Source organism: Mesorhizobium captivum (assembly GCF_033977165.1).
GTDB classification, from domain to species: Bacteria; Pseudomonadota; Alphaproteobacteria; order Rhizobiales; family Rhizobiaceae; genus Mesorhizobium; species Mesorhizobium captivum.
On record NZ_JAVIJB010000035.1, the window covers coordinates 57,456 to 70,300 of the forward strand.

Here is a 12,845-nt window from a genome sequence, read left to right on the forward strand (position 1 = left end):
CTAACTCATGCCGTTCGGGTGGCAGCTGGCGTGTGTGAAAGGCTTATCGCCAAACGTGGTCAGATTTTTTGTTACACAAATCCTTGCACATCGATTCAAAAAAATGCCAAATACCGATTTGTAAACAAGAAGTTGTAAGAAGGACGTTCGGTCTCCAAAACCGCAGGTCGTAGATTCGATAACAGTAGTAGATGAGAAACTTAAGAATCTAGTTAGACGCGCAGACCGATCAGCCCTATTTCCATGGCCTGTTCCGTCCGCGCCGACAGATTGTGCTGCAGTTTGCGGATCTGATTGGGCTGTGACCACGGTGGAGCAAGAGCGCGGTCAGATAAAGTTCGATCGCATGGATCGCGCCGACAACCTGAACGGCGCGGGTAAGGGGCTTGCCGGGTCGGCCTTGCTGAAGCAGTAGGTTTGCCGCTTTGCGGTACTCTTCCGCCAGTTCGTGAATCTGGTGCGGGGATGCCAACTCGCCCGGATATTTGCGTTCTTCGATCGCCACTTCCGTCGCCCCTTACCGTCTGCGGTAGTAACAGTACCATCTCGCGGTAACGATATTGTTCAGCCAATGCCTGGGTACAGCCGTGGGAACCAGCGCTCTACGACGGTGATGGGCAACCCCAGGCGCACGGGTCCCTTTTCAGTATCCGCCACCAGCACGCCGGCAGCGAGTAACTTGGAAAGGACCGTCCGCGCTTGGCGGTCTTGATAGCCGGTGAGGGCAGCAGCCTGTCCGCGGGGGTACTCGCCTGCCATCACGGCCTCGCGCAGCAACGGCCAGCTGCCTTTTAAGAGACGGCCAGCCCGAATCTCCTCGTTGATCCAGACCTCGATTCTGCCGAGGAGTTCGGCAGGTTCGAACAGCCCTTCCATAAACGTCACCTGATCAATGCAGGTGCGCAGGAAGAACGCGCAGAATTCCTCAAGCCCGCTGAGGGTAAGCGACCCGCGGCCGTCCAGATCGCCACGACGCGGTTCGTCGGCGGTCTGCAGTCTGGCTTTGTATTCGTCGACCTGGCGGGCGAGCCCCCGGGCAACTGACCAGAGACTGGAGCCGACGTTGAGTTCGCACAGCCAAGCGTAGGAAAACAACCTGGCGACACGGCCGTTGCCATCAAGGAAGGGGTGTATCCATACCAGCCGGTGGTGTGCTGCAGCGCAGCCGATGATCCTGCGCAGCCGTGTCAGATGCTTGGATTGATAGGCTTCAACAAAGCGCTTCAGGAAGTTCTCGATATCGTCACGGTCGGGCGGTATGTGGAGACCGACTTGGACGTGATTTTTCCGCAGTTCGCCCGGAACGACCGGCAGTTTTGCGCCAGTGGCGGGGTTTGTTACCCACAGGAGTTCATCGGGAAGTCTGCTGCAGAACTCCCGGTGAACCCAAAGCAGGAATTCGATGGAGACAATGGGTGCTGGTCCGGCACCTTCGTCGATGAGGCGCTGCACGTCGATATGGGCCTGAGCTTCAATTTGCAGGTTGCGGCGTTTGGTATCGTTCGCATAATCACCCTTGAGAGCGCGGTCGATGTCGATTGGGTGGGTATCGTGGCCTTCGATGAGGTTCGAGTAGTAGCAGTTCATTGCCCGGACCAGATTGCCGAGGCTGTCCCGTAGGACGGGATGGATACGACCACCGAGGCGGCTTGCCCTGTCCACCAATTCGGTGGCCAGTTCCTCGAGAACATGCTTATGATCCTCAGGAAGCAGCGGTTCCATAAGTGCTGTAGATGCCATTTTTTGCCGATCCTTTTGCCGGTCGAATCGTAAGTCGGAACATAGAGATAAGGCAAACGGATAGATCGAACATTGCCGATATTTTTGCCGATTTGGGGAGCAGATCTATGCGGCTCCGTCGTATCCACCTTGGCCTAGTGCAGCGCTCCCCCTCCGGGAGATATCGATAAAGGTCGTTTCGTGCGGGGCTAACGTTCGACAATCGACAGCCATGATCACGGGTTTAGTAACCGGCAAAAAAAGAGATCGGCTGGTATACAACAAGCTCATTCGCAGGATGACCAGAACCGGGTCTGTTCACCAGCTATCAGATTCCACGAGGTGGACCTGGTCCCCGGGCAGCAGTGGCCCGGCACGAAGATGCAGGCCGCAGGATGAATGCAAGAGACTTTCATGACGAAATCGTCGAGCCGACCCTGAAGGAATTTGACGCCGATTTCGGTAGCAGGCGGTGCGCCTTTCTTGCCGTTGCTGTCGTTGATTCTCTGGTAGCGCATATCTATGCGGAAGCGACACAGAACAACATCGACCCATTCGACTTCCTCGGGGGGCGCTACGTTAGACGAAGCCAGAACTCGAATGGCAAAGTTGTCGAAAAAGGTATCGACATCACAGACTTCGATGAAACAAACGGTCAAGGCGTCGTCTTCACGACAGCAGTGTCATCCGATCAGCGAAATGACAGCTACTTCCGCCAGCGGATTGCAGATGGTTGCGACGCATTTCGGCTCATCCGAGACCTAGCGAAGGCGAACAAGCATGCCGAACTTGTCAAGCACAAGCCGCTGGTGTCATCGTCGGATCAGGCGATTTCAAAGCCGATGGGTTATGGACTGGGCAGGTACGGAAAGGGGCGTTTTGGCGGTGTCCCACAGATGATGATCCGGCTCAATGCCCCCACGACCGGAAAGGAAGAACCCGAGGAGGTCTATTTTGAACACGTGCTGCACGAAGCCTATTGCGTGGTAACTGATCTTCTAGGCGTGTTGGACCGGCGGCGAGGGCGTGAGCCGCGCGAATACGCTTGGCACACCGCCAACGAACAGGAACTTTAACACCCCCCATGCCAGTTCCTCCACACCGTAAGTGGGCCGACATGAATGCCTAGGCGGATCGCCTGCTACCGTTGGCGGTAGTATGCATTCCATGCCAGCCCGATGGCAGCAAATGACCATTCCCGCCGTTTGCCGTAGGCAGGACTTTGGCGGGTAGGGCATCCGGACAGTCCGGTTTCCCGCTGGAACTTCATGAACCACGCCGTGGATTTCGGCTTGCCGCGTGCCGTCGGTGGATCTGGCGGATGATGCCGCTGTGCGCCCAATGGCCTTGCGGGTTGGCAAGCGATGCCGGGTCGGCCAGGTAGGCACGGAGCTTTTGCAGCGACGCGTCCTCTGGGGTCTGGTGCAGGTCGGCGCGGAGCTCCCTGACGGCGAGGGCGGCGCCTTGTTTGGCGGCTTCGGTCAACAGTTCGCGCAACTGCGCGTTCGTCAATACCAGCGCTTGCAGGGCTTCCATGAATCAAGCTTTCATTGATGGATTGTCGCGGCTAGAACTCGCCGCCGGTCGATTGCCTCACGGTCCTCAAATGACGTCAAGCCCTATATGCCGAGCAGGGCACCCCGCCTTTCAGTGACCGGTCGCAAGGGATCGACCAGGCCAAGGTCGTAGATCATGGTCGTTTCAAGGTTGCCCTTGTGGTCGAAGGAATACGGCTGCAGTTCAGTCGATCGATTGGGTCACAGTTCCGGCGAAAGGATTGGGAACTGGTTGCTGACGGGCATCCGCTTCGGCCTTTGGTTCAGGCGGAGCGACGGCAGCAATTACGTCATCGTTTACAGAACTGACCCGATCGGCGTCCAATTTTTCGCAGCCGGTTCACACCTTACGCGTCCTCCGGTGCGGAGACGTCCGGCGCCTGGCTCAGATGACTCTTGGATTGAACGAATCCCGATAACGCACCTCAAAACTGGAGAGAGCTGATTGCATCGAGTGATACCACTTTGGGATTTGCGAGATTTGCGTGCTCGAGCGCAGACAGCGTTCGTGTGCGGTTCTGGCCATCTCCTCGAAATCACTGTAACCGACCGCAAGGTGATGCATCATTTCTGCAGCTTTGTCCTCGATGTCCGGCTCATGGAGGACAACGCCATTAAGCCCATTTACGACCTGCCTCTTCAGACCAAAGGCGGACGACACTACGACGGGTTTGCCTCGGAACAGAGCCTCTGTTGCTGTAAGGCCGAAGCCCTCTTCGCGAGATAGCGCAAATACTCCATGGGCGTTCTGTTGCAGCCGGCCGACGATTTCCGCATTTGCGTCGTGGTCCTTCATCGAGATACAAACCAGATACACGCGCCGCCGCACTTCCTTCGATAATTGAGTGCATAATCGGACGCATTTCTCGAAATACTCCCGTCCTTCAGGATCGTCGGCAACATCCAAAGGATCCGGTCCCGCGATCACCAGGCGTGTATCGTAGGCCTCCGCGAGCGCCGTTTTCACAAAGCGATCGTAAGCGGCGATAATCCGGTCAATACCTTTCAGTCCATCCCATCTGGATACATGAAGGAAATACCGTGAGCCGAGAATGTCCTGAAGGGAGGGGGTGGGTTCGAATTCTTGGCCGTTGAACGAAACCGAATGGTCTAGCGTCCGGCCCGCTGGCCCTTCATAATTACGGTTCTTGCTTGAAAATGGGCTGATCGATGGCGGGATGATATCTATGGGCAGATCAGTATCAAAGGCATATTCCTTGGCGCTTAGGACAATGCGTTGGAATTGATGGAGGTATTCGCCCAAGAATTCCCAGATTTTGTCGACTGTCGGGGTGCGCTTCGGATATCCGATGTGGCATCGCCAGATAGCCGGGTGCGGGTGAGATTCAAGGAACTTCGCAGCTGCAACAAGAGGCTGCGGATCATGAATTACCAGAAAGCCATCAGGCCTGATGATCCCTTCCAGCTCGGCAGCGCCTTTCTCCGATGCCTCAAGATAATGCGGGAGCAGATCATTCAGGCCTGCCACCTTGACGTCGTGAAGAGAATTATGAAGCGCTTTGGTGAATTGAAAAAATTGTTCTTCCTTCGGTTTAAAGATGAGCCAACGCACATCAAAACCAAGCTCCCGAAGAAGGCAAATGTGGTGTGGAAGCATTTCGGCCACCCCACCGCCGAATGCGGTGGAATTTATGTGCCAAATACAACGGCTGCCGATCATGTTACGAGCTTCTCCGGACGAACGAAATAGTTCATCGAGGAGTTCGTCATAATGGTTTCGCTCCGCCACGTAATGGGCAAGTACCGAGCCTTCTACCAGCACCTCATCAAAAAGTGAGGTGCGGGGTTTCGTTGATACTTTCATTCGTGGTCCCTTAACTCTGTGGAGCAGGTTCAACTCAGCCAGTTTGAAAGGAAGCCTCGGCAAAGTTCTCTATCCAGTCCCTTGTGTCAGGATGACCTCTGGCGTTGGGGCCGACGCCGACGCAGTCGCAGCCTGCCGCGATCGCCGCTTCAATTCCGGTGGGGGAATCCTCAAAAACCAAGCATCTTTTGCCGGCGATGCGCAGCATTCGCAACAGCGTTTGATAGGGTTGCGGATACGGCTTTCCCTGACTGACGTCCTCGGCTGCAATCATGATCCGCGGCCAGGAGAGTCCAGCCGCCTCAAGGCGGGCAAGGGCCGAAACCCGTGCCGAAGAGGTGACAATAGATCGCCTTTCTGCTGGGATGGAGCTATAGAACTCTACGGCGCCCTCGATCGGTTGCAACAGTCTCATCGCTTGAACCTCGTAATCGGCAATGCGATTTGCCTCGCGTTCTGGCGAGAGATCGGGCGCGATCGCCGCCACCAAATCGATGTCGCGGCGGGCGGCCGACATCCGCACCGCGTTATCCGGACAGATCCGTTCCTCCCGTGCCCATCGACGGAGTGCGCTTTCGACCACAGCCTTCGAATCTACAAGGGTTCCGTCCAGATCGAAGGCTACGTGATCATAGTCGTCGAGGTGAACATTAACGGTTGCGGTTTTCGTGTGATTTTTCAATGCTTTCCACCCAATATCAGGCCCAATGATGCTTTTGGAAAGGCAGGCTCTCTCTGTGGTGTGAAATGCCTCCGCGCAGTATTCGACCATGGCTGTGTCAGTGACCTGTGCAGTCATGTCTTCGTCCCAACGGTGTGCCGGCTGCAAAGCGGCAAAAAATCTTCCAAGATTTTCCCGGCGAGTATCTGGCGTTGCTCATTCACCGGCGATGGCAGAGGCGAAGCCCCGCGGCAGTAGGTCATATCCAGATAGATCTTGCCGTTGATCTCCTGCGCTATAGCGCCATTGCCGAAGCGGAACATGATGGATGACCCGGTGTCCCGCTCCCGTTCAGCCAAATGGCCGATAGCGCCAGGACCGAGCATCTAAATTGCGCCTTTACTGAGTGACATCGCCATTCGCCTGGCGTTGGCCATGATTGTGTGGGTCGGATTGCTGTTCCCGGCAAAGTTCATAACGGAACCATCCATCACATGGATGTTGGTCAACCCATGGACCCTGCCGCAGCTGTCCACGACCGAGTTCCTCGGATCGCTACCGGCGCGCATCGTGCCGTGCAGGTGGGAGCTGCCTTTTCCCGGGAAATATGGCTCTCGCTCGATGCGGAATGCGCAAAGGTGGCGCAGAATGTCATCCGCGCGGTCGGCGAGAAAATTCCTTCGTGCACGGTCGTTTTCCGAGCTTCGGTATTCGAAACGGATATAAGGGGTACCGTACTGGTCAGCGGCCTCGTCAAGCGCGACGCGGTTATGCGACCATGGCTCTTCTCCGGCTATGTAGTGCAGGCGCACAACACCTACGTTCTCATTCGGCGAAGGGAAATTCGCTTCATAAATGAGCCCGCCAAATTTGCATGGCGCGCCGTTATGTTCGTAGAACTCATCGGTATAAACGGTCGAATGCGGTCCCCAGTGCGGAGCAAATGCATCGGAGCCCCGATCGGCTCGCTCCATGTAGCCGACGGAGTAGCCGCCAATCTTGAACGAGAGGCCGCGTCCAACGAGACCGGATTCGTTTCCTATTCCCTTCGGTGCATGGTCACCCTTCGACCGGAGCATCAATGCCGCTGTTTGTATCGCGTTTGCGCAGACGATGACCCTTTCAATTGGGATCCGGATCAGTTCCGATGAGAGCGGCACATAGCACTCAAGGGCTCCAGCCCGACCGTCGTTCTGCATTTGGATCCGGTTGACGAAACAGCCGTATAGAACCGAGATTGTCCCTGGCAGGGCGGAGTCATCCAAAATGTTTCTTGCAAGCACTGATGCTCTCGCATCCGTAGGGCACGCCAGTTCATCGCAAGCCGAACAATTGATGCATCCCTTGTTGGTCCCTGGCGGCCTGATTGCCAGTGGGATGGTTTTTGATCTTATGCCGAGTTCCTGCATTGCATTGGATAACATCAGCCCACGCGGACTGGCTGGATACGACGGAAACCCATTCGCGCCACTGATCTCCAAGAGATGCTCGATCTCCAAATAGTAGGGTTCGAGCTCCTCAAGAGTAATCGGCCAGTCAATCGCCATGTCAGTCGTAAGATATTGGGAAGCTGACAGATCTGCTTGTCGGTATCTGAACGTTATCGCGTTGTAGAACCCCATCCCCCCGCCGACGCAGCACGCTGTCCAGGGGTTGCCATCGGCGTGGCCATTGGAAGTGAGTGCCTTGCTGTAGGCCGCTTGATGAGGCCCGAGCATGGCGCCAGGACAAGCCGGGCCTCCATATTCCAGGACGGCCACATGGCACCCCTTTTCCGCAAGTGTTCGGGCGACGATCGATCCAGATGGCCCGGAGCCGATAACAACCGCATCGAAGTTTGTGTAATTACACGCGTGCGCTGCAATGTGTCTGATGTCCGTCACGGGCATTAGTCTCCTGTGAGGTTTGTGGTAGCGGGCCAGCGGGCGGTGTTCGCGATTGACATCAGGAGGTGCTTTATACGGGCCGCGTAGTGGGGGGCGGCGATGCCTGCCGGGCCATTGGCTGGGTGGCGGCAGGTGACGAAGAGGCCGTCGTACTTGGATGCATCCGGAAGAGTAGCGGCGGCGGCATTGGTGGGGTGACCATGAAACGTCTTCTCCTTTTCAATGATGACGTGGTGCGGATGACACCGCATTTACTGTGCCAACGAGAAACCGTTTTAACTCAATTCGATGCTTGTACTCTGGTAGTCGCATTTCCAACATTGTCGGACATTGGACAGTGTCAAACGCCAAGCGTTTGCGGGCTCGATCCGCCGTCAAGAATCATGGACGCGGCAGTCTCAGCCTTCGTTTCGAACGTCTTCGTGCTCGAGGCCACCCGGGCGCTGGCCCGCACGCCTGGCCGAGGGCGAAAAGTCCCGGACCCAGCCGCTGCACCTTGACACCCTCGTCGCCGACCGGCAGGCCCTGCAGCATCGCCTCGGCGCTGTCTCGTCTCGGGTCAACGAAGCTTGCCGCGACAGCTCGCCGACAGCCCGGTTTGGCTCATCAGCGGGGCCGGGCAAAGAGCGGCGTCACGATCCTCACACTCACAGCGATGTTTAGGCAACCGGTCGCAGATCGCGCACCGGGCGGCATAGACGAGTCAAGTGGGCGGTCCCGGAATTAGGTGGTTAACCAGTTCCGGCTGTTCCTGCATGCCGGCGCCTACTGGCTTATGTGGGGCCTGCGCGCCGCGATGCCGAAACGAGCTTTGCAGTCGCCCAATTCGACACGTTGCGATTGCGCCTCATCAAGATCGCCGCGCGCGTGGTCGAGATGAAGACCCAAATTCGCCTGCACCTGCCGACATCCTGCCCGGACCAGCGCATCCTGCGCATCGTCCTCAGTCGCATCCCGCAACTCGCGACATAAACGATGGCGCGCAGACGCCCCGAAACGAACCCGCTGCCCGCAACCCGCAAAACCCCGCCTGCCATCACCGACGGATCAACCCCGGCGCCCGACGAGGCTTGTCAAAACGTACCGCAATGGCGACCAGAGCGCCGCCTCAGGCCGTCGAAAGCTCACCGCCGTGCATCAAGCGAGCTAACTGCTGACCAGAGCACGAGGTCTGCGCATTGTCCGATATAGCTGCAAGACTTTGGGCTACCACGTGCGCAGTTCTGCCAAATCGGCAGCTGTCTGCAGTGACTCAGCATCCCAAAGCGTGTGGCCGAGACTAGTCGGGCCGGCTTCCACGTGAGGCGCGCCCGCTGGCCAGAAGGGGCGATCTCGCACACCAATAACGAACGTTATCAAAGTCTGCGACGGCTGCTTCAGTCGCGAAGCGGCTGGGAAACAAATGCGGCCCTCCGCTCTGGCTCGCCCTGAATTTTTTGCGGCAGGACCCGTAAGTCTCTCGACAGCTAACCCTGTTAACAAGCCGATTTGTTGAACGGGCAAGATTTGTTGAACGGGCAAGTCGTCGAAGCGGCGCTTGAGTCGATCGAACGCCTGCAATGAATACCTGGCTGGTATCGATGAACAGAAGAAACGCTACTTCAACGCTATTCTCAGACGGCCTCGCGACAGACTTAACAAGCCGGTCAGAAATTCTGGAAATGTTCGAATAATCTGCGAACTCGGAAACAGGAGCATACATGGAATCCCACAATAGCGGATGGTTCAATACCGAGGGTTGGATGCGCGAATACGCTGCCCTGCAAGAGCGGCAGCGGACGGAACAGCCACACGGCACGTCTGAAGATCACAGTGGTTTCGAGCAGCACCTAAGCCAATTGCAACTCGGTTCCTCTGATACGAGCTCCGCTGAGGCCAGTTCGCCAGACAGCCCAGCCGCAGAGGTCCATAGAAGGAGTCTCCACACTGACAATCGCGCTATGACACGGAACCTGCGGGATGATCGGTTCGGCAACGCGCGCCACAGCCTAGACCAGCCTCGCGCTCACTTTGACAGCTCCCCTGCAGAGGTGTCGCAGTCTGGGTTACATGACAGGTTGTTCAGTAGCACGCGCTACACTGCCTCGTTTGAACCGCTGGCTGCGCCCACCAGGGATGACAAAAGCCGCGGTTTGTGGTCGCGTTTCAAATCAGAGATCGGAAAAACCTTCGGAAGCAAAAAGTCGTCGGGCGGTTCGGGGTCGAAATTTGTCCCTACAGAGCTTCGCATGGATTTCGCCAAACGCAGTCGCTCTTCCGCCAGCGGGGACATGTATCCCCAAGACGAGCGCCTCATCGAACTGTTTAAGGAAACAGTGCAAGCGTACGAAGTTGTTCCCGACGGCACCATCGGCCGAGGGGCCGGAAAGGTTCCCGCTCCGACCATCAAGGACAATAAGGCGGCTCTTGCGAGTTTTGCTCGTTGGCTGCGAGAAGAGAACAAGAAGCCGATGGCTCCTCGGCTTCTTAACGAGCCAAGGTCGCTGGCCAATGACGTCGATGAGTACATCGCACTCGGAATGGACCATCGTGACCGCCTCAGGTCGGCAATGTCTCATCTCCGGAGGCTTTCGCCTGACGGCCAAGTAATCCAATCAGCTGGCACTGGGCCCCGCCTGATGGGGCGCCAGTCAGCGAATCCTCATCCCGACGACGCTCTCATCATCGATGGCCTACTCAAACAAGAGCTAAGCAAGCTGGGGCCCCGTCCAACTCGCAAAGAGAGCAACCCCGCCTCAGCCATGGCTTCCAAGCAACGGAGGTTTAGCGATTGGCTCCAAAGGGAGGCCAGGGAGAGCATCGTGAGCCGAATCAACGGCACCGATCAGCAGCAAAAGTCGTTGAAAGCAGATTTAAAGGACTTCAGCAAAGCCACAGGACAGCAAGGCGCTCGACTGGATCAGATTCGGCAGTACCTAGGGGCTGAGAGTCAATCGACCAAGCTTCATCCGTATCCAGATGACGCCAGCGTCATCGATGGCCTGGCCAAGGAGCAAGTGAGCAAGCTCGGAAACGACTCGACTCGCCAGCAGAGACAAGCAGTCGCGAAAATTGCTTGGGAGCTACGCAGGTTTAGTGATTGGCTCCAAAAGGAGGGTAGGGGGAGCATAGCGAGCCGGATCAACGGCAGCGATCAGCAGCAACGTTCATTGAAAGCAGATCACAAGGAGTTCGACAAGACCAAGGCACAAACCGCCGTAAGTCTCGAACGGTTTCGGCAGTACGCAAGCGATGGGACCACGACCGGGATCCAATCGATCAGCAGGTATCATCCGTATCCCGACGACGCCCGCATCATCGAAGGGTTTGCCAACGAGGAGCTGATGAGGCTCGGGTCGGACGCCACCGCCCGACAAAAAAACGTGATCGGAAATATTGCTAGCGCGCAACGCGGGTTTAGTGATTGGCTCCAAAAGGAGGGTAGGGGGAGCATAGTGAACCGTATCAACGGCAGCGATCAGCAGAAGCGATCGTTGAAAGCCGATTTCAAGACTTACACCAACGCTAAAGGACAAAGCACCGTGAGTCTCACAAGGCTCGGGCAATACTTACAAGTCGTCGAGGCGAACGCTGCGCTGGGGTTGTCCCTTGAGCAGGCAAGCGGGCGGGAACCTGCCGGTTCGCAAACCGACAGTTACGATCAGTCGCAGCTTTGGCGTGATGCGGACGAGGCAGGAGGCCAGGGGCCTGCCGAGTGGGACCGTCCCTGGTCGGGGCTGTCGTCGCATTCGGACGAACGCGCCGCATCGCAAGTGGAAAGTTACGATCAGTCGCGGCTTTGGCTCGACGTGGACCAAGCCGCGGGCCAGGGACCAGCGGGATGGACCTCTTCCTGGTCATCGCAGGAGGTGGACCACGCTGGGCGGGGGGGAAGCGCCGCCTCCCAGGAAAGCTATGATCAGTCGCAGCTTTGGCAGGAGGTGGACCAAGCCGGATGGCAGAGACCTGCCGGTTGGACCTCTTCCTGGTCATCGCAGGAGGTGGACCACGCTGGGCGGGGGGAAAGCGCCGCCTCCCAGGAAAGCTATGATCAGTCGCAGCTTTGGCAGGAGGTGGACCAAGCCGGATGGCAGAGACCTGCCGGTTGGGACCGCCCCTGGTCAGGGCCGTCGTCGCAGTCGGATCAGGATATGGGGCCAACTCAGCCGTCCGCGTCAGCTCGGTCATCAGATATCTACCGCGGTCTTGAGTCCCTGGTCGATTTGCCGTCCACACCGGCCGAGTTGCGTGATGATGCTCACTACGAGCCGTTTCTGGGTACAGCCTCCGATGCTCAGGTTGGGGCGCTCAATCCGCAAGCCTCGTCTCACCGCAGCGGACGGGCGCTCGGCGCCAGGGAATGGCTCGGCGATGTGCATATCCAGGGAGATTACGAACTGCTGGCGCAGGAGCTGCAGAGGGACAATCCAGATCTCGCCGTCCGAACGCGGCTCGTCGATCCCCTGGTAGCTCATTACCATCTGCGCCTGGGCTCCGACAGCGTCGTGCTCAGGGCTTTCCAGCGCATCGTCTATGATCACAATGGCAACGATACAGCCGACTTCCTGTTCCTGCCTGTCAACGATGCCAGCGCTACGGATCCTGACCGCCGCGGCACCCACTGGTCACTACTGCTGGTTGACCGACGCGAGCGGGCAAGGCCGGTTGCGTATCATTACGACTCCGCCCGGGGGCACAACGACCAGCCCGCAGCACTGCTCGCACAACGGCTGGGAGCCCGCGTGGAGACAGTCCGCATGACCCAGCAGCGCAATGGCTATGATTGCGGGGTCTTCGTGCTCGACGGCACGCGGGCGCTGGTCAGGCGATTGGCGCAAAGGCGGCGGCCAGCCATGCTGCACCTCGACAATCTTGTCGTCGATCGGCAGGCACTGCAAAACCGACTACGGGGCTGATGTAGGATCTGCTGGCAGATTGAGGCTAGTGGATTGAATCTAACACTTGGTGCCCACGTTTGACGGCGGCGATGATTTTGTCGGGGTCGGCGGTCCAGGTGAAGGGTTTGGGTTGTCGATTGTGCTCTACGAGGAAGCGGTTGATGGGCGCCTGCAGGTCGATGACAGAATGAAAGACGCCTCGCTTGAGGCGTCGCTTCGACAGCTGGGCGAAGAAGCCCTCGACAGCGTTGAGCCAGGAGCAAGACGTGGGGGTGAAGTGGAAGGTGAAGCGCTGATGGCGGTTGAGCCAGGCACGCACCT

8 protein-coding genes and 2 pseudogenes are annotated in these 12,845 nt (G+C 57.6%); 3 read left to right on the forward strand and 7 right to left on the reverse strand.

Annotated features, from left to right (window positions below):
- Window positions 1-564: 564 nt before the first annotated feature.
- Entirely contained in the window at window positions 565-1,740 is a 1,176-nt protein-coding gene (locus RFM40_RS25180; RefSeq protein WP_320278509.1) for a Fic family protein, read from the reverse strand.
- 374 nt (window positions 1,741-2,114) lie between these two features.
- Between RFM40_RS25180 and RFM40_RS25185 the strand changes: the two genes are divergently transcribed.
- Window positions 2,115-2,795 (forward strand): hypothetical protein, encoded by a 681-nt coding sequence (locus RFM40_RS25185; RefSeq protein WP_320278510.1) that lies wholly within the window; start codon window positions 2,115-2,117, stop codon window positions 2,793-2,795.
- Window positions 2,796-2,985: 190 nt separating this feature from the next.
- Here the strand turns inward: RFM40_RS25185 and RFM40_RS25190 are convergent, their stop codons facing one another.
- The 5 genes from RFM40_RS25190 to RFM40_RS25210 form a co-directional block, all read right to left on the reverse strand.
- Window positions 2,986-3,255: a hypothetical protein gene (locus tag RFM40_RS25190; protein WP_320278511.1), complete on the reverse strand. Its 270-nt coding sequence runs from the start codon at window positions 3,253-3,255 to the stop codon at window positions 2,986-2,988.
- 405 nt (window positions 3,256-3,660) lie between these two features.
- The gene (locus RFM40_RS25195) at window positions 3,661-5,100 is read right to left on the reverse strand and encodes a glycosyltransferase (protein WP_320278512.1); all 1,440 of its coding nucleotides are present in this window, start codon (window positions 5,098-5,100) and stop codon (window positions 3,661-3,663) included.
- A gap of 34 nt (window positions 5,101-5,134) precedes the next feature.
- The gene (locus RFM40_RS25200; RefSeq protein WP_320235996.1) at window positions 5,135-5,899 is read right to left on the reverse strand and encodes an HAD-IA family hydrolase; all 765 of its coding nucleotides are present in this window, start codon (window positions 5,897-5,899) and stop codon (window positions 5,135-5,137) included.
- Window positions 5,896-6,147, reverse strand: coding sequence for a hypothetical protein (locus RFM40_RS25205; RefSeq protein WP_320278513.1), 252 nt, complete (start codon window positions 6,145-6,147; stop codon window positions 5,896-5,898). The genes RFM40_RS25200 and RFM40_RS25205 overlap by 4 nt, the downstream gene beginning before the upstream one ends.
- The gene (locus RFM40_RS25210) at window positions 6,148-7,644 is read right to left on the reverse strand and encodes a GMC family oxidoreductase (RefSeq protein ID WP_320278514.1); all 1,497 of its coding nucleotides are present in this window, start codon (window positions 7,642-7,644) and stop codon (window positions 6,148-6,150) included.
- Between the two features lie 736 nt (window positions 7,645-8,380).
- Here RFM40_RS25210 and RFM40_RS25215 point away from each other — a divergent pair.
- Both RFM40_RS25215 and RFM40_RS25220 read left to right on the forward strand, forming a co-directional pair.
- Window positions 8,381-8,619: pseudogene (locus tag RFM40_RS25215) on the forward strand (transposase); the annotation flags it as partial.
- 1,256 nt (window positions 8,620-9,875) lie between these two features.
- Window positions 9,876-12,542, forward strand: coding sequence for a Ulp1 family isopeptidase (locus RFM40_RS25220; RefSeq protein ID WP_320235999.1), 2,667 nt, complete (start codon window positions 9,876-9,878; stop codon window positions 12,540-12,542).
- Window positions 12,543-12,567: 25 nt separating this feature from the next.
- Here the strand turns inward: RFM40_RS25220 and RFM40_RS25225 are convergent.
- A pseudogene (locus RFM40_RS25225) lies at window positions 12,568-12,845 on the reverse strand (IS630 family transposase); the annotation flags it as partial.